16 protein-coding genes are annotated in these 17304 nt (G+C 61.3%); 4 read left to right on the forward strand and 12 right to left on the reverse strand.

The features are described from left to right. Window positions 1-198 precede the first annotated feature (198 nt). The 6 genes from SOP85_RS29075 to ptrR form a co-directional block, all read right to left on the reverse strand. Window positions 199-1602 carry a DHA2 family efflux MFS transporter permease subunit gene (locus SOP85_RS29075; protein WP_323629141.1) on the reverse strand — a complete coding sequence of 468 codons (1404 nt, stop codon included), beginning with the start codon at window positions 1600-1602 and terminating at the stop codon, window positions 199-201. Window positions 1603-1721: 119 nt separating this feature from the next. Next, window positions 1722-3062, reverse strand: a complete 1341-nt coding sequence (locus SOP85_RS29080; RefSeq protein WP_323629142.1) for an MFS transporter — start codon at window positions 3060-3062, stop codon at window positions 1722-1724. A gap of 36 nt (window positions 3063-3098) precedes the next feature. Continuing rightward, on the reverse strand, window positions 3099-4031 hold the full coding sequence (locus SOP85_RS29085; RefSeq protein ID WP_110751312.1) for a 3-keto-5-aminohexanoate cleavage protein: 933 nt from the start codon (window positions 4029-4031) through the stop codon (window positions 3099-3101). 93 nt (window positions 4032-4124) lie between these two features. Then, window positions 4125-4913: an SDR family oxidoreductase gene (locus tag SOP85_RS29090; RefSeq protein WP_323629143.1), complete on the reverse strand. Its 789-nt coding sequence runs from the start codon at window positions 4911-4913 to the stop codon at window positions 4125-4127. Further along, window positions 4910-5632 carry a GntR family transcriptional regulator gene (locus SOP85_RS29095; RefSeq protein WP_323629145.1) on the reverse strand — a complete coding sequence of 241 codons (723 nt, stop codon included), beginning with the start codon at window positions 5630-5632 and terminating at the stop codon, window positions 4910-4912. Before SOP85_RS29095 ends, SOP85_RS29090 begins: the two co-directional genes overlap by 4 nt. An 84-nt stretch (window positions 5633-5716) precedes the next feature. Further along, complete coding sequence (gene ptrR, locus SOP85_RS29100) at window positions 5717-6589, reverse strand: putrescine utilization regulator PtrR (protein ID WP_323629146.1); 873 nt, start codon at window positions 6587-6589, stop codon at window positions 5717-5719. A 100-nt stretch (window positions 6590-6689) separates the two neighbouring features. On the opposite strand from ptrR, the gene SOP85_RS29105 reads away from it, so the two are divergent. Then, on the forward strand, window positions 6690-8081 hold the full coding sequence (locus SOP85_RS29105; protein ID WP_323629148.1) for an aldehyde dehydrogenase family protein: 1392 nt from the start codon (window positions 6690-6692) through the stop codon (window positions 8079-8081). Window positions 8082-8232: 151 nt separating this feature from the next. Here the strand turns inward: SOP85_RS29105 and SOP85_RS29110 are convergent, their stop codons facing one another. Continuing rightward, window positions 8233-9477, reverse strand: coding sequence for a saccharopine dehydrogenase family protein (locus tag SOP85_RS29110; protein ID WP_274078040.1), 1245 nt, complete (start codon window positions 9475-9477; stop codon window positions 8233-8235). A 27-nt stretch (window positions 9478-9504) separates the two neighbouring features. Beyond that, on the reverse strand, window positions 9505-10602 hold the full coding sequence (locus SOP85_RS29115) for a carboxynorspermidine decarboxylase (RefSeq protein ID WP_274078041.1): 1098 nt from the start codon (window positions 10600-10602) through the stop codon (window positions 9505-9507). Between the two features lie 270 nt (window positions 10603-10872). Here SOP85_RS29115 and SOP85_RS29120 point away from each other — a divergent pair, with 270 nt between their 5' ends. Together SOP85_RS29120 and SOP85_RS29125 are read left to right on the forward strand one after the other, a co-directional pair. Further along, window positions 10873-11619, forward strand: a complete 747-nt coding sequence (locus SOP85_RS29120) for a hypothetical protein (RefSeq protein ID WP_274078042.1) — start codon at window positions 10873-10875, stop codon at window positions 11617-11619. A gap of 192 nt (window positions 11620-11811) precedes the next feature. Continuing rightward, window positions 11812-12018, forward strand: a complete 207-nt coding sequence (locus tag SOP85_RS29125; protein ID WP_323629150.1) for a hypothetical protein — start codon at window positions 11812-11814, stop codon at window positions 12016-12018. Between the two features lie 104 nt (window positions 12019-12122). On the opposite strand, the gene SOP85_RS29130 is transcribed toward SOP85_RS29125, so the two are convergent. The 4 genes from SOP85_RS29130 to SOP85_RS29145 form a co-directional block, all read right to left on the reverse strand. Next, the gene (locus tag SOP85_RS29130; RefSeq protein WP_323629151.1) at window positions 12123-12677 is read right to left on the reverse strand and encodes a nucleotidyltransferase family protein; all 555 of its coding nucleotides are present in this window, start codon (window positions 12675-12677) and stop codon (window positions 12123-12125) included. Window positions 12678-12712: 35 nt separating this feature from the next. Next, window positions 12713-13783 (reverse strand): NAD(P)H-dependent flavin oxidoreductase, encoded by a 1071-nt coding sequence (locus SOP85_RS29135; protein ID WP_323629152.1) that lies wholly within the window; start codon window positions 13781-13783, stop codon window positions 12713-12715. A 91-nt stretch (window positions 13784-13874) separates the two neighbouring features. Further along, window positions 13875-15392 carry a CoA-acylating methylmalonate-semialdehyde dehydrogenase gene (locus SOP85_RS29140; RefSeq protein WP_323629154.1) on the reverse strand — a complete coding sequence of 506 codons (1518 nt, stop codon included), beginning with the start codon at window positions 15390-15392 and terminating at the stop codon, window positions 13875-13877. 132 nt (window positions 15393-15524) lie between these two features. After that, on the reverse strand, window positions 15525-16190 hold the full coding sequence (locus SOP85_RS29145; RefSeq protein WP_323629156.1) for an MOSC domain-containing protein: 666 nt from the start codon (window positions 16188-16190) through the stop codon (window positions 15525-15527). Between the two features lie 114 nt (window positions 16191-16304). Here SOP85_RS29145 and SOP85_RS29150 point away from each other — a divergent pair, with 114 nt between their 5' ends. Continuing rightward, on the forward strand, window positions 16305-17210 hold the full coding sequence (locus SOP85_RS29150) for a LysR family transcriptional regulator (protein WP_323609150.1): 906 nt from the start codon (window positions 16305-16307) through the stop codon (window positions 17208-17210). The last annotated feature ends 94 nt before the right edge of the window (window positions 17211-17304 follow it).

Here is a 17304-nt window from a genome sequence, read left to right on the forward strand (position 1 = left end):
GTAGAAGACAGGGATTGATCAATCGAACTATGCTTTTTCATGGACTCGCCCTCGCTGCCGTTGGCTGTTTAGACTGCCACCGTGGCGCATTGACGCCTCGGCTGGGGCGAGTCCATCCAATTACAGGTTTATTGGGTGTTGCCGGGATTTGTGTCTGGGGGTGATCCCCTGCTCGCTCCCGCACAAATCCGCCATTGACTAATCCTTGGCCCGAGCACGCTGCAACACCGACTCGCCCACCTGTGGCGGCAGTCGCAGATTGTCCAGCAAGGCGATGGCCGCAATCACCGCCACACACAGGAACGCCAACTGAAAGTCGCCCGTCTCGGCGTGTCCTGGCGTGCCATGGATGTTCATGGCAAGGCGCAGCAGCAGCGCGCCAATGGCCACGCCCATCGCCATGCTCAACTGGAAGAACATGCTGAACAAGGTCGAAGCGTCGCTCATCTGCTCCTTGGGGATTTCGGCAAAGGCCAGGGTGTTGAACACGGTGAACTGCATGGAGCGTGACAGGCCGCCGACGAACAGGATGAACAGGATCAGCGCCGGGCTCATGCGCTCATCCAGCAAGGCGCAGGCCGCTATCGCCAGGACGCCCAGGACGCCGTTGACCATCAGTACCGGACGAAATCCCCAACGCTGCATCACCCAGGTGGTGAAGGGTTTCATCGCCAGGTTGCCGGCAAATACCGCCAATACCAGCAGCCCCGCATCGAACGCGGAAAGACCGAACGCCAGTTGAAACATCAGCGGCAGGAGAAACGGCAAGGTGCTGATGGCGATCCGGAAAATCGAGCCGCCGCACAGGCAGACGTTGAAGGTACGAATACCGGTTACCCCCAGCGCCAAAAGTGGGTGCGCATGCCGACGCATATGTCGCCAGGCAACAACACCGAGCACCGCACCGGCACCACTCAGCGCCAGCCCTTGCACCAGATCGTCCTGGCTTTGCCCGAGCATCTCAACGCCATACAACAAGGCAGCACTGGCGATGCCCACCAGCAGGAATCCACTGAAATCGAACGCCCTGGCACTGGCGTCGTCCCGTTTGGGCAGCAGGACCAGCGCGACAATCAGGGCCAGCACACCCAAGGGTAGATTGAGGTAAAAAATCCACGGCCAGGAAGCATGTGTGACGATGAAGCCGCCCACCGGAGGACCGAGTACCGGAGCCACCAGGCCGGGCCAGGTAATGAACGAGATCGCGCGCACCAGGTCTTTTTTCTCGGTGGTACGCAGCACCGCCAGGCGCCCCACCGGTACCATCATCGCGCCGCTCATACCCTGCAGCACGCGCGCGGCGACAAAGGTTTCCAGGCTATTGCTTAACCCGCACATCAACGAGGACAGGGTGAACAACACGATCGCCGAACAGAATACCCAGCGCGTACCAAAGCGATCGGCCAACCAGCCGCTGATGGGAATAAATACCGCCACCGCGAGCATGTAGGCGCTCATGCCAATGTTAAGGTCCACCGGCGCGACGCCAAAGGTCCTGGCCATGTCGGGCAACGCCGTAGCGATCACCGTGGCGTCGAGGTTCTCCATGAAGAACGTGACGGCTACCAGCAGAGCAATCCATGTTGAGCGGCGTTGAGACATTGGTCATTCCAGTTCGGCCAGGTCATTGCTCGACACTGTACAACAGACAGGGCGCTGAACCTCCTGCTTCAGCGCCCCGCTCCTTACGCCCAGCAGGCTGCATTGTTGTCAGCGCGCCCTCATACAGCCTGGCGCCGACTTTGCAGCCGCTGTTTATCCACCTTCTGCTCATGACCCTGGCGCAGTCGCAGCGCTGCAATCGCCGCAAGCACCAGGATGATCGCCACGACCTTCATGCCGTTCATGGCATTGCCGGTGCTTTGCTCGATCAAGCCCATCACCGAGGGGCCGACGAAACCGCCCAGCAGGCCGCACGAGTTGACGAACCCCAGGCCTCCTGCGAGCGCGGCGCCCTTGAGTCGCGAAGCCGGGTAGAGAAAGATGATCGACTGCACGACGAAGAACATCACCGCCGAGATGCAGAAGCCCAGCAGGCTGATCACCGGTCCCGCCAGCGAGGCGATTCCCAGTCCCGCGGCCATGGTCAGCAAACCGGCTACCAGTATCTGCCGGGACCGCGCCGGCGTGGTGGCGAATCGCGGCAGTGCGATAGCCCCCGCCGCTGCCGCCAGCCAAGGCAGGGAGGTCAGCAAGCCGATCTGCAAAGTGCTCAGGTCGCCGTATTTGCCGATGATGCCGGGCAGGAAAAAGATCACCGTGTAGATGGTGATCTGGTGACAGAAGTAGACCAGGATCGCCAACAGGATCTGCGGGGTCAGGCATTGCTTGAGCGAGTGACCACCGGCACCGGCGCCCTCCTCCTCTTCCGCGGCCAATTGCTGCTCGATCTGCCGGGCTTCGGTGGCGCTCAGCCACGGCGCCTTGCTGGGACGGTCCGGCAGTTTTTTCCACACCACCATGGCGAAGAACACCGCTGGCAAGCCCTCGAGCATGAACATCCACTGCCAGCCACGCCAGCCCCAGACACCGTCCAGTTGCATGAGCACGGCACCCAGTGGCCCGCCAATGATGTTGGCGAAACACACGCCCAGCAGAAAGTAGCCTGTCGCCCGGGCTCGCTGTTCACGGCCGAACCAGTACGTCAGGTACAGCATGACGCCAGGGAACAGGCCTGCTTCGGCGATGCCCAGCAGCAGGCGCAACACGTAGAACGAGGTTTCGCCCTGGACAAACGCCATTGCCGCCGAGATCAAGCCCCAGGTGACCATGATTCGCGCAATCCAGAACCGCGCGCCGACCTTGTGCATGATCAGGTTGCTGGGCACTTCCGACAGTGCGTAGGTGAGGAAGAACAACCCGGCACCCAGCCCGTAGGCGGCGGCTGAAATGCCCAGGTCGACATCCAGGTGATGCTTGGCCAACGCGATGTTGGTGCGGTCGAGAAAGCTCAGCACGTAGGCCGCAATCAGCAAGGGCATGAGTTTTACAAACATCAGCTTGTTCAACGTCGCCGAATCGCGGGGTCCGGAAAGCGCGTCAGTTCTATTTATTATTGTCATCGGACTAACCTTTTCGAGTGTTCGAGAAGTGCGAAGTTAGAAATCGACCTGGTCCTTGCCCTTGAGGTCGAGCATTTCCCGCGCTTCATCCGGGGTTGCCACACGCCCGCCCAGGGCTTCGATCACCGTGCGGATGCGCTTGACCTGATCGGCGTTGGACGCCGCCAGCTTGCCCGGGCCGTCCCACAGCGAATCCTCAAGGCCGACGCGCACATGGCTGCCCATCGACAGGCCCATGGTGCCCAGCGGAATCTGATTGCGCCCGGCGCCGAGAATCGACCATTGGTACGCGTCGCCAAACAGGCGGTCGGCGGTACGGCGCATGTGCGCCAGGTCTTCTGGATGGCCACCGATGCCGCCGCGCAGGCCGAACACCGACTGGATGAAAATCGGCGCCTTGAGCAACCCGCGCTGCAGGAAGTGCGCGGCGGTGTAGAGGTGGCCGATGTCGTAGCACTCGATTTCAAACCGGGTGCGGTTCTCGGCGCAGGCATTGAGAATATGGGCGATGTCGCGGAAGGTATTGCGGAAGATCCGGTCGTCACTCTCGGCCAGGTATGGGCGCTCCCAGTCGTGCTTGAACTCGGTGAAGCGATCGAGCATTTCGTACAGCCCGAAGTTCATCGAGCCCATGTTCAGCGAAGCCAGCTCCGGCTTGAGTTGCGCCACGGGCTGCAGGCGTTCTTCCACGCCCATGGTCGGCGCGCCGCCGGTGGTGATGTTGATCACCACATCGCTCTTGGCCTTGATCTGCGGCAGGAACTGACGGAACAGGTCGACATCCTGGCTCGGCCGGCCATCGATGGGATCACGGGCATGCAGGTGGACAATCGAGGCGCCGGCCTCGGCGGCACCGATGGCGGCATCGGCGATTTCCTGCGGCGTGATCGGAAGGTGCGGCGACATCGATGGCGTGTGGATGGCGCCCGTGACGGCACAGGTGATGATGATCGGTCGTTTTTTGGACATGAGTGTTCTCCGTTCTTGTTCTTGACGAGAAAGTTATTGGGGTCACTCGACGCGGATTAAGTCCGGTCGTGATTGCGATCAGGGTCGAGACGCTTACAGGTACTCGACGTTGCCATCCACACTGATGGCCTGGCCGGTCACGTTGCGTGCGGCGGGTGAACAGAGGAACAGCGCCATGGCGGCGACGTCCTCGGCGGTGACCATGCGTTTTAGCGAGATCTTTTGCAGGTACTCCTCGCGCATCTCGGCTTCAGGCACGTTCATCTGCTCGGCGCGGGCGCGGATCACACCGTCCATGCGCGGGCCTTCGACGATGCCGGGCAGCAAGGCGTTGACGCGGATGTCGCTTTCGCCAAGCTCGGACGCCAGGGATTTCATCAGGCCGATGATGGCCCACTTGGTCGCGGCGTACGGGGTGCGCCAGGCGTAACCCAAACGGCCGGCAACTGACGCGATGTGGATCAGGTGCGCGTTGGGTGATTCTTTAAGCATTGGCACCGCGTGATGCGCAAATCGGTATTGCCCAGTGAGGTTGATGTCGACGGTACGCTGCCATTCCTCGTCGGTGATCGCGTCGATCCCGGCGGTGGGACCTGCGATGCCGGCGTTGTTGACCAGCACATCGAGACCGCCGAACTGTTCGCGCTGCACCTTGAACACCGCTTCGATCTGCGCCGGGTCACCCACATCTGCGCGGGTGGCCACACTGTCCGGGTACCGATCGCGGAACGACGCCAGGGCCGCTTCGCTGACATCACACACATGCACCTTGGCACCGGCTTCCATGTAGGCCGCCGCCAGCACTTCGCCGATCCCGGCGGCTCCGCCGGAGATCAGGACGCGCAGGCCGGTGTAGGGAACCAGTCGGTTGAGAACGCTCATGCTTTTTTTACTCCAGAGACAGGCGACCGTTTGCTGTCGCTCTTGACGATCAGGCGCGCCAGGGAGTCGGCGGCCTGCATGATGTCGTCGGTGACCGCCGCCCGGGCCGCTGCGCCGTCACGCGCGGCCAGGGCCTCGACGATGCGGTGGTGCGCTTCCATCGAGCGCTGCAGGTGCGCCTTGTCGGGGGCGACCAGCGCAAAGCAGGGGCCCATGTGCAGCCAGAAATTCTCCACGGCAGCGACGGTCAGCTCGGCCTTGGCCACCGCATAGATGCGCCGGTGGAAAGCGAAGTTGGTCCACAGGTAACGGGCCACGTCGACGCTGTCGGCAGCCTGCTGCATCTGGTCGCACAGGTGGCTGATGTCCTTGAGGTCGGTGTCGTTGAGCAGGATGACCGCTTTTTCGGCCAGCAGGCCTTCAAGCGCTACCCGGGCGTCGCGAATCTCGCGCAGGCGTTCGGGAGTCATCATGCGCACACGCAGGCGGGAGGTTTCGGTGACTTCGAAGGCGTTCTCGGCACTCAGGCGGTTGAGCGCTTCACGCACCGGCATCGGGCTGGAGCCGAGGGCCTCGGCCAGACCGCGGATGGTCAGCTTCTGGCCCGGCTGGAAGCGGCCGCTCATCAGCGCTTCGCGGATCTGCCGGTAGACCTGGTCCTGCAGGGTATCGCGGGAAACCTGGCGCATGGTGGGCAGGAGGATCGGTTGATCTGTCATGAGTGAGCTCACATTGGACGTTCTTATGGGTCCAATATGTGATCACAAATAACATATGTCAAATTTTTTCTGGTGTGCGCCCGACTAATCCGTCACTTCACACCGCTCCTCCAGCAACCGCACGAACATGGTCAGGCTCTGCGACACCGTGCCCCTGCGCCATACCAGCCAAGTGCGCAAATAGCGGAAAGACTCCGACAACGGCCAGACGCTGACCGTGCTGCATCCGGGCATGCTTTGCAGCATGCTGCGCGGCATCAGGGCCAGGCCGGCGCCGGCGCTGACGCAGGCGAGCATGCCGTGATAGGACTCCATTTCGAAGATCTTGCCCGGCACTGCCGCGTCCTTGGCGAACCAGCTTTCGAAGTGGTGGCGGTAGGAGCAGTTGGAGCGGAAGGCGTAGATGTTCTCGCCGTTCACATCCTGCGCGCGAAGGATCGGGCTGTGGTTGAGCGGTGCAATCAAGACCATTTCTTCTTCGAACGCCGGTACGCCCTCCAGCGCCGGGTGCAGCACCGGGCCATCGACAAAAGCGGCGGTCAGGCGTCCCGCCAGCACCCCGTCGATCATGGTCCCGGAGGGCCCGGTGGACAGGTCCAGCTCGACCTTGGCGTACTGCTGGTTGTAGGCCGCCAGCAGCGCGGGAATCCGCACCGCCGCGGTGCTCTCCAGCGAGCCCAGGGGAAAGGTGCCCTGGGGTTCTTCGCCCGCCACGGTGGCGCGGGCTTCCTGGACCAGGTCGAGAATCCGCCGCGCGTAATCGAGGAAACTCCATCCGGCCGGCGACAGGCGCAGGCGGCTCTTTTCACGGATGAACAGGTCCACGCCCAGGTCCTGCTCCAGTTGCTTGATCCGCGTGGTCAGGTTCGAAGGCACACGGTGGATGTGCTGCGCGGCCACGCTGATGCTGCCGTGCTCGGCGACAGCCTTGAAAATCTCGAGCTGAACCAGGTCCAATGCATTCTCCAAACGTGAACATCTCGCTCATTATTATTCAGTTTCAAGAAAACATACAGCACCGTAACCTGAGCACATTCCCACCCCGCAGGACGGTGCCATGACCCACGTATCCAGCCTTACCCACGCCATTTCGATCAACCCGACTACCGGTGAACAGATCGGCCACTACCCTTTCGAATCCGCCGAGGCATTGCAGGCCGCCCTGGCGCGCTCTGCAGCCGGGTTCCGTGTCTGGAGCCGCCAACCGGTGGCACAACGCGTGCAACGCCTGCTTGCCCTGGGCCAGGCATTGCGCGATAACGCCGAGGCCATGGCGCGCATGATCACCCTGGAAATGGGCAAGCCGATCGCCCAGGCCCGCGGTGAAATCGAAAAATGTGCGCAGCTCTGCGGGTGGTACGGCGAGCACGGCCCGGCCATGCTCAGCGCCGAACCGACCCTGGTCGAAGGCGGCAAGGCACGTATCGAATATCGCCCACTGGGGCCTATTCTCGCGGTCATGCCGTGGAACTTCCCGATCTGGCAAGTGCTGCGCGGTGCCGTTCCAACCCTGCTGGCCGGCAACACCTACGTACTCAAGCACGCGCCGAATGTGATGGGCAGCGCCTACCTGCTGCTTGATGCGTTCAAGCAGGCAGGCTTCGCCGAAGGTGTTTTCGAGGTGATCAACGTTACGCCGGACGGTGTTTCCACGGCGATTGCCGACCCACGCATCGCCGCCGTCACCCTGACCGGCAGCGTGCGCGCCGGCATGGCCATTGGGGCCCAGGCCGGTGCAGTGCTGAAGAAGTCCGTCCTGGAACTGGGCGGCTCCGATCCGTTCATCGTGCTCAACGATGCCAACCTCGACGACGCCGTCAAGGCGGCCGTGATCGGGCGTTACCAGAACACCGGGCAAGTCTGTGCGGCGGCCAAGCGGTTGATCGTCGAGCAAGGCATTGTCGAGGAGTTCACCCGCCGCTTTGTCGAAGCCACGCGCCAATTGGCCGTCGGCGATCCGCTGTCCGCCGAAACCTATATCGGCCCGATGGCCCGCTTCGATCTGCGTGACGAACTGGATCAACAGGTGCGCGACACCCTGGAGGAAGGCGCGACCTTGTTGCTGGGTGGCCAGAAAGCCGAGGGGCCGGGCAACTTCTATGAGCCCACGGTGCTGGCTGGCGTGACTGACCAGATGACCTCGTTCAAGCAGGAGCTGTTTGGCCCGGTGGCTTCGATCATCACCGCCCGCGACGCAGCGCATGCGCTGGAGCTGGCGAACGACAGTGAGTTCGGTCTGGCTGCCACCATCTACAGCGGTAACGTCGAGCAGGCCGAGCAGATGGCCAGCGAGCTGGAAACCGGCGGGGTCTTCATCAATGGCTACTGCGCCAGCGACCCGCGGGTGACGTTCGGTGGGGTGAAGAAAAGCGGGTTCGGTCGCGAGCTATCGCACTTCGGCGTGCGCGAATTCTGCAATGCGCAGACGGTGTGGCTGGATCGCCACTGATCCGCCAAAAGATCGCAGCCTGCGGCAGCTCCTGCATTGACTCGGTATCGGCAAAATCCCTGTAGGAGCTGCCGCAGGCTGCGATCTTTTGATCTTGTCTTTGATACAAAAACGCCGCTCAATGAGCGGCGTTTTTTTCGTTTGAAATGCCTCAGGCGTTGCAGTCCCACGCACGGTCGCCGTGCTCGTCCTTGATGCGGGTCGGCAGGCCCATCACGTCCAGCGCCTTCAGGAACGCCTCGGCTGGCAGCTCCTCGACGTTGACCATGCGCTGCACGTCCCACTCGCCGCGAGCTACCAGCAGGGCTGCAGCCACCGGTGGTACGCCGGCGGTGTAGGAAATGCCCTGGCTGTCGGTTTCGGCAAAGGCTTCCTCGTGATCCGCGACGTTGTAGATGAATACTTCGCGTGGCTTGCCATCCTTGGTGCCCTTGACCAGGTCACCGATGCAGGTCTTGCCGGTGTAGCCAGGGGCCAGCGAGCTCGGATCAGGCAGTACGGCCTTGACCACTTTGAGCGGCACGACTTCCAGGCCTTCGGCGGTCTTGACCGGTTGCTCGGAGAGCAGGCCAAGATTCCTGAGCACGGTGAACACATTGATGTAGTGCTCGCCGAAGCTCATCCAGAAGCGCACGTTGGGCACGCCGAGGTTCTTCGACAGCGAGTGCACTTCGTCGTGACCGGTCAGGTACAGGTTCTGCGAACCTACTACCGGCAGGTCGTCGGTGCGCTTGACTTCGAACATGGTGTTGCTGGTCCACTGGCTGTCCTGCCAGCTCCACACCTGCCCGGTGAACTCGCGGAAATTGATTTCCGGATCGAAGTTGGTGGCAAAGTACTTGCCATGGGATCCAGCATTGACGTCGAGGATGTCGATCGAATCAATGCTGTCGAAATACTGTTGCTTGGCCAGGGCCGCATAGGCGTTGACCACGCCCGGATCGAAGCCCACGCCAAGAATGGCGGTAACGTTCTTTTGTTGGCATTCCTCGAGGTGTTTCCACTCGTAGTTGCCATACCAGGGCGGCGTCTCGCAAATCTTGCCCGGTTCTTCGTGAATGGCGGTGTCCAGGTAGGCCACGCCGGTATCGATGCAGGCGCGCAGCACCGACATGTTGAGGAAAGCGGAACCGACGTTGATGACGATCTGCGATTCGGTTTCGCGAATCAGCTTCTTGGTCGCCTCGACGTCCAGGGCATTGAGGGTGAATGCCTTGATTTCAGCGGGCTGTTTGAGGCTGCCCTTGGCCTTGACGCTGTCGATGATGGCCTGGCATTTGGAGATGTTGCGCGACGCGATAGCAATACGACCGAGTTCGTCGTTGTGCTGCGCGCACTTGTGGGCCACCACCTTGGCGACACCTCCTGCACCAATGATAAGTACGTTCTTCTTCAATTTTTCTCTCTCTCCTTCTCAGCCAGCTTACGAGAGGCTGGACATATAGTCGTTGTAACCGAACTCACGAACCACCTCGACAGTACCGTCGAGTTGTTTCACTACGATGGACGGCATTTTCAGGCCGTTGAACCAGTTCTTCTTGACCATGGTGTAGCCCGCGGCGTCAACGAACGACAGGCGGTCGCCAATGGCCAGCGGACGATCGAACTGGTACTCACCGAAAATGTCCCCGGCCAGGCAGGATTTGCCGCACACCATGTAGGTGTGCTCACCCGCGCTCGGGGCCAGCTTGGCGTTCAGGCGGTAGATCAGCAGGTCGAGCATGTGCGCTTCGATGGAGCTGTCCACGACCGCCAGGTGCTTGCCGTTGTAGAGGGTGTCGAGCACGGTGACTTCCAGCGACGCACTCTGGGTAATGGCCGCTTCGCCCGGCTCCAGGTACACCTGCACACCGTACTTCTGCGAGAACGCCTTCAGGCGCGCGCAGAACTCATCCAGTGCATAGCCTTCACCGGTGAAGTGAATGCCGCCACCGAGGCTGACCCATTCGACCTTGTGCAGCAGATGGCCGAAACGCTCTTCGATGGTGCACAGCATCTGGTCGAACAGGCCGAAGTCGCCGTTCTCGCAGTTGTTGTGGAACATGAAGCCGGAGATCTGCTCGATGACCTGCTCGATCTTCACCGGGTCCCACTCGCCCAGGCGGCTGAACGGGCGTGCCGGGTCGGCCAGCAGGTAATCGGAGCTGCTCACCTGGGGGTTGACCCGCAGACCACGGACCTTGCCTGCAGATGCTTCAGTGTAGCGCTGCAATTGGCCGATGGAGTTGAAGATGATCTTGTCGCAGTTGTCGAGCATCTCCTCGATTTCGTCATCGGCCCAGGCGACGCTGTAGGCGTGGGTCTCGCCGGCGAACTTCTGGCGGCCGAGCTTGAGCTCGTAGAGCGACGACGAGGTGGTGCCATCCATGTACTGCTGCATCAGGTCGAACACCGACCAGGTGGCAAAGCACTTGAGCGCCAGCAGGGCCTTGGCCCCGGACTGTTCACGCACGTAGGCAATCTTTTCCATGTTGCCCAGCAGCTTTTGCTTGTCGATGAGGTAGTACGGCGTTTTGATCATTTCGAGGCCTCCGGCAAGGCCAGCCAAAAAAAGGATGCGCATTGTGCCCGCACTGGGCACAGATCGAAAGAGCAGAAGCGCAGTTCGTCGGACAGGATTCCTCTGACGACCCCGCAACATCGCACCTGCACGCGACAAAAAGATGACGTCAAGGCGAAATGCCATCTTTTTTTCGTTCGCTCCGACGACCGGTCTAACGTCGCACCAAAACCGACTATTGTTGTTAGTGACAGGTCCACCACGGACCGGTACTGCGCTGATGGAGTTCTCATGAATAGAACCAGTCTTGCTGCTGTTGTCACTTCCCTGCTTGCGGGTCTCGCCCCGCCAATCACTAGCGCAACACCTTCCCAAGCGCCTGTTTTTGCCGTCGGGCTGCTGGGAAGCTATAGCGAACTGGAGTTCTCCGGCCGTGGAACCACCAGTACAGAGCATATCCCCGAGGCGGGCCTGTTCCTCAACTTCGGCAACAAGATGACCGGCGGGCCCGGCCTTGTGTATCAGGCGGAAATCACCGGTCAGTACTCTGAAGAAAAGCATCAGCGCGTCAGCGATGGCCAGGCCGACCTGGACCTGGGCTGGAGGCTGGCTTTGGATACCGAGAATTTTTTAGACGTTTTGATCGGAGCGGGCTATAAGTGGAACCGTTATGACCCGGACTTCAACAGGTACGACATCAACCTCACCAATCGCACCCCCTTCGCTAAATTGGCGCTGGGCTACAACCACGCCTTCAGCAATTCGACTTTGCGCCTGGAAGCAGGGGTTCGGCAGGTTATTGACGGCGACTCGCGGTTGGAAATCAATGATGTGGGCAACCAGGAACTGGACCTTGAAGACACCACCAATCCTTTTGTAGAGCTGAGTTGGCTGTTCAACCAGCAAGGGTCTGTTCCCGTGATTGCAAGCCTTTACTTCAACCGGTACGAATATGAAACGGACGGTCAGTTTCAGTTCACCGACTTCGACAAACAGACCCGAGACGAGTATGGCGCGAAGATAGGCATCGTGTTTTGATCCGATGCCCAAATCTTGCCCATAACCTTTCGTCGCAAATGAAATCGTCCGGGTTAATCCCGGCCTCCTCTGGCGTGAGGATTGCACCGGCCCGCGTTAGCCATCGCGAACGACATAAAACTGACGCGACGGCCATCCAATCAACGCTAAAGGACTCCAGCAATACGCTTGGTCAGTCACCGGAGATGTAACGTGTCAACTCTCAACGAAATCGCAGCGAACCACGCGAGAATGGCTAAGGCAAAGGAACAAGAGTCGACCGGACTGAGCGAGCGACAGCTGCATATTGTAGGAAGCTTTGAAATTGTCACCCCGATCGAGCAACCGCATGTGCCTCTGCACCTGGTCGCTGCGGCCCAGGACAGCAACCTTGCCCTGGCATCGGCGTTCGTTGCCTGATCTCAAGCGAACACGTTCCCCTGTAGGAGCTGCCGCAGGCTGCGATCTTTTGATCTTGAAAAATCAACGTCAAAAAATCGCAGCCTGCGGCAGCTCCTACAGGGTTACACAATCCTCAACCACGGCCAGCGAGCCTGATAACTTTTCGCCTTCTGTTCAAACAGCTCAGGCCTTGGGTTTGCCGGGTTGATGCGCAGCACGCCCTGGTCGACATCCGCCAGGCCATAGGGGGCATAGACCTCGCCGGTGGCGACATCCAGGCCGATACAGGTGCCCGCCACCAGGTAGCGATCAACCCCGTCCCTGGCCGAATCAAGCCTCGGATAATTCCCACCAAAGCGCTGCTCGTACCAAAGGTGCACGCGCGCCTGATTCTTGAATTCAACATTGACCCCCAGGTCCTCGAACAGCGCTCGAGCCCGGTGGATGACCTCGTCCTCAGCCTCCCAGGACAGGTCTGTATCAAAGTAAAAAACGTCGTAATCCTTCACGCCCCAGCCAGGATCCCGTTGCGCCTTTGCATTCCATACCGCCTGGAACAGGCAGCCTGCCGTGAGCAGGCATTGATCCAGGCCAAGCCCAGGCAAGCGTGAAATCAATTGCGCGTTGATCGGGTTGGTCATTGCGATGCCGACCAACCTTTCGGCCGTCAATGTCATGGTTCATCCCTTGGAAACCGATTCAGTCCTGTCGCCTAAGTTACAACAAAACCATGACCGGATTGCATCTCGGCCACCAGCAACTCCACCAACGCCGCAGCCGGTAGTTCCCGCGCCAGCGGTGCGCCCTGCCCGGCCCATTGCACGGCAAAATCGCTATTGCCCCGGGTCGCTGCTGCGACATTGAGCGCCTTGTTGGCGTCATAGGTGAGCGGGTAGTCCGGCAAGACGATGCCTGGCACCTCGAGGCTGGTGAAGTTTCTATTGACCATGCCCCGGGCCGGGCGGCCGGAGATGACGCTGGTGACGCGCGTCTGCTGCGCCCGCGGCCCTTTGAGCGCTTCACGGTAGGCGCCGTTCGCGGACGACTCCGGGCAGAGAATGAACGCCGTGCCCAGTTGCGCGGCACTGGCACCCAACTGCATGACGGCGTTGATGCCGGCACCGTCCATGATGCCGCCCGCTGCGATCACTGGCAGCCGGCAGGCATCGACCAGGACCCGTACCAGGGCCAAGGTGCCCATCTGCACATCCTGCTGCGGATCGAACACCCCACGATGCCCGCCGGCCTCGTACCCCTGAGCCACCAGTGCATGCACACCCGCGTCCTGCGCCGCCTGCGCTTCGGCCAGGCTGGTCACGGAGCACAGCAGCAGGATGCCAGCCGCCTTGAGTGCATCGATGGCCGCTTGTCCGGGCAGGCCAAAATGGAAGCTGACCACCGCCGGCTTTTCTTCCAGCAGCATCTGCAGCATCCCGGCATCTTCGACGAACGAAGTGTAGATTTCCCGCAGCGACCCGGGTGCCGTGGCGCCAAACTCGGCGAAAAACCCTGCCAGAAACTGCAGCCACTGCGCTTCCCGCACGGCGTCCCGGACTGCGGGCTGGTGGCAGAAAACATTCACGTTGAAGGGCTTGCCGGTCTGTGCCGCCGTCTCGCGCAGCATGACCCGCGCCTGCTCGACAGTGCTCGCGCCAATGCCGATGGAACCCAACCCGCCCGCATTGGACACCGCCGCCGCGAGCCCGGGGGTGGAGACGCCCACCATCGGCGCTTGAATGATCGGCAGTTCGATCTGCAAAAGGGACAACAGAGGATTGGACATGGCAGCACCTGAACCTGATAAATGAAAGTGGATGCTGGAGCCAGGGGCAGCGTGCAAGCCTCGCCTGCACGCCCTCCAACTCGAAAAATGCCTACTTTGAAGTCGGCATGGCAAACTCGGCGCCCTTGGCGATGCTGTTCGGCCAGCGCTGCATGACGGATTTCTGTTTGGTATAGAAACGCACGCCCTCTTCGCCATAGGCGTGCACATCACCGAACAGCGAGCGCTTCCAGCCACCGAATCCGTGCCACGCCATCGGCACCGGAATCGGCACGTTGATGCCAACCATGCCCACCTGGATACGGGTCGCAAATTCACGGGCGATGTGACCGTCGCGGGTGTAGCACGCGGTGCCGTTGCCAAATTCATGGGCATTGACCAGATCGACCGCCTCGGCAAAATCCTTGACCCGCATGCAGGCCAGCACCGGACCGAAGATTTCCTCCTTGTAGATCTTCATCTCGGGGGTGACATGGTCGAACACCGTGCCTCCCAGCCAGAAGCCACCGGCGCAATCGGCACCGGCCCGCGCGCCATCAAAGCCGCGGCCGTCGACCAGCAGATCGGCGCCTTCAGCGATGCCTTGCTCGATGTAGCCGGTGATGCGCTCGTGCGCCGCTTGCGAGACGATCGGGCCCATTTCGGCGGCCAGGTTCATGCCCTCGAGGATCTTCAGCGTGCGGGTGCGCTCCAGCAGTTTCGGCATGACCTTGTCGGCCACGTCGCCGACAAACACCGCCACCGAGATCGCCATGCAGCGCTCGCCGGCAGAACCGAAGGCGGCACCGATCAGCGCGTCGACCACCTGGTCGACGTCGGCATCGGGCATCACCACCATGTGGTTCTTCGCCCCGCCCAACGCCTGGACGCGCTTGCCGTGGCGAGCCCCGGTCTCGTAGATGTAGTTGGCGATCGGCGTCGAGCCGACGAAGCTCACGGCCTTGACTTCAGGGTGGTCGAGCAGCGCATCCACGGCTTCCTTGTCGCCCTGCACCACATTGAACACGCCGTCCGGCAGCCCGGCTTCCTTGAACAGCTCGGCGATCAGCAACGCCGGTGATGGATCGATCGGGCTCGGCTTGAGCACGAAGGTGTTCCCGCAGGCGATGGCCACCGGGAACATCCACATCGGCACCATCACCGGGAAGTTGAACGGCGTGATGCCGGCCACCACGCCCAGGGACTGGCGCAGGGTCCAGTTGTCGATGTTGGTCGAGACCTGCTCGGTGTAGTCGCCCTTGAGCAGTTGCGGGATGCCGCAGGCAAACTCGACGACCTCGATACCGCGCGTCACTTCGCCCTGGGCATCGGTGAAGACCTTGCCATGTTCGGTGGTGATCATCCGCGCCAGGGTGTCGCGGTGCTCGTTCAGCAGCGCGAGGAACTTGAACAGGATGCGCGCGCGGCGCAGCGGCGGCGTCGCCGACCAGGCCGGGAATGCGCGGGCGGCGGACTGCACCGCGGCGTCGACGTCAGCAGCGCTGGCAAGGGCCACCTTGCCGATCACCGAACCGGTGGCAGGGTTGGTGACGGACTGCGAGCGACTGGAAGTGCCGGGCGTCAGGCGACCGTGAATGTAGTGTGCGATATCTGCAGGCTGGGTGCTCATGGCGGGTGTCCCCTGGTGGTGGATAAGAGCCATCTCTTGTTGTTGTCAGGCCGGGGCTGTTGACTGCTCCCGACATGGCCAAGGTAGGCCCGCCGATAAATCATGTAAAATGATGATTAATGATCTTATGGATCATATTTTATGAAGCAGCCACTTCGCCCGTTCACCCAGGCGGCGCTTCCAGTCCGCGGCGAGGCCGTGGCTCGCCGCCAGCGCCAGCAGATCGTCGATCACCGGCCGGTGCGACAGTTGCACCTTCCAGAACTGGTCGATGGAAAAGCGTTCGTCATGCCGCTCCAGCAATTCGATGGGGTCCCCCGCTTCCAGGAATCCCGGCTCGAGCACCCGGTAATACCACCCCGTGATCCGCTCCCGGGCGACGAACATGGACATGTGCTCGGCGTCAAAGCGATGGTTGATTTTCCAGCACGGGCTGCGTGGCTGGGACACCTGCAACACGCTGCTGCCGACGCGAAACACGTCGCCGATGTGCACGTTGAGTTCAGAGAGCCCGAACGCGGAAATGTTCTCCCCCAGGCTCCCCGCGACCAATTGCCCGGCACTGGGCACAAACGACTGCGCCAGACGCGGGTAGTTTTGCGCCGCATACTGATGCACCGCCTTCTCCGGGCCACCGTGCACCCGGGTGTCGCCGTGCTGGTCGCCGACGATCCCGTGCAACTCCACGCGTACGGGGCCAGCGCGGCGTTGCTTGAAGATGCCGGTACGCTGCCCTTCGGGTTCCAACACCCCCAGGCCGCCGGCGAAGACATGGTCAATTTTCGAAGTCAGTGTCATGGGTCGACCTGCAATAAATACCGGGTTTAGGCCACTTTACTAATCAGCGGAAAAGCCCGTAAAGTGATCAATAAGTATGTCAACAATCACTTTTAAAGATGGATGGTGACGATCATGGAAATGCGCCAATTGAAGATTTTCTGCGCCGTGGCCGAGCTGGGCAGCTTCACCGCCGCCGCGTTGCAGGTGAACACGGTGCAGTCCAACGTCACCATGCGCGTCAAGGAACTGGAAGCCGAACTCAATCGCGAGCTGTTCATCCGCAAGAAGTCCGGGGTGGTGCTCACGTCGGCGGGCGAGACGTTCCTCGGCTACGCGCGGCGCATCCTGCAACTGACCGACGAGAGCCGCAGCGCCCTGATGGACACCGGCAGCCCGACCGGCCTGCTGAGGCTGGGCTCGATGGAAACCACTGCGGCCATTCGTTTGCCGCAAGTGCTGACCAAATACCGCGAGCAGTTTCCCCAAGTGCAGTTGTCGTTGCTGACCGGCACCACGGTCGAGCTGATCAAGGCGATCGAAGCCCATCGCCTCGACGGTGCCTTTGTCGGTGGCTTCCACCAGAACTCGGCGCTGGCCCAGGAAGAAGTGTTTTGCGAAGAGTTGGTGCTGGTCAGCAGCAACCAGTTCGAAACGCTGCCGGCGCTGATCGAGAAAATGCCCCAGCAGACCGTGCTGGTGTTCCGCACCGGCTGCTTCTATCGCTCGACCCTGGAAAACTGGTTCTACCAGGTGGGCCTGGTGCCGAACCAGATCATGGAACTGGGCACCCTCGATGGCATCCTCTCGTGCGTGGCCGCGGGCATGGGTGTGACCCTGCTGCCCAAGGCCATCGCGGAAAATTGCAGCGTGCGCCATGCCATCCGCTGCCACACCCTGCCGCCGGAGTTCGCCAATGTCTCCACGGTGTTCATCCGCCGCAACGACACGATGATCACCTCGGCCATGAGCGCCTTCATCGGCCTGGCGCAACAGCAGATCGCGCGACCACAAAGCAATGCCTTGCGCAAACCCCTGTAGGAGCTGACTTGCCAGCGAAGAGGCCCGCAAACTCGATGCAATATTCAAGGACGCCTTCGCCGGCAAGCCGGCTCCTACAGTTCCGCGTCGACCA

The sequence above is a fragment of the Pseudomonas sp. YuFO20 genome, assembly GCF_035064975.1.
Classification (GTDB): domain Bacteria; phylum Pseudomonadota; class Gammaproteobacteria; order Pseudomonadales; family Pseudomonadaceae; genus Aquipseudomonas; species Aquipseudomonas putida_AE.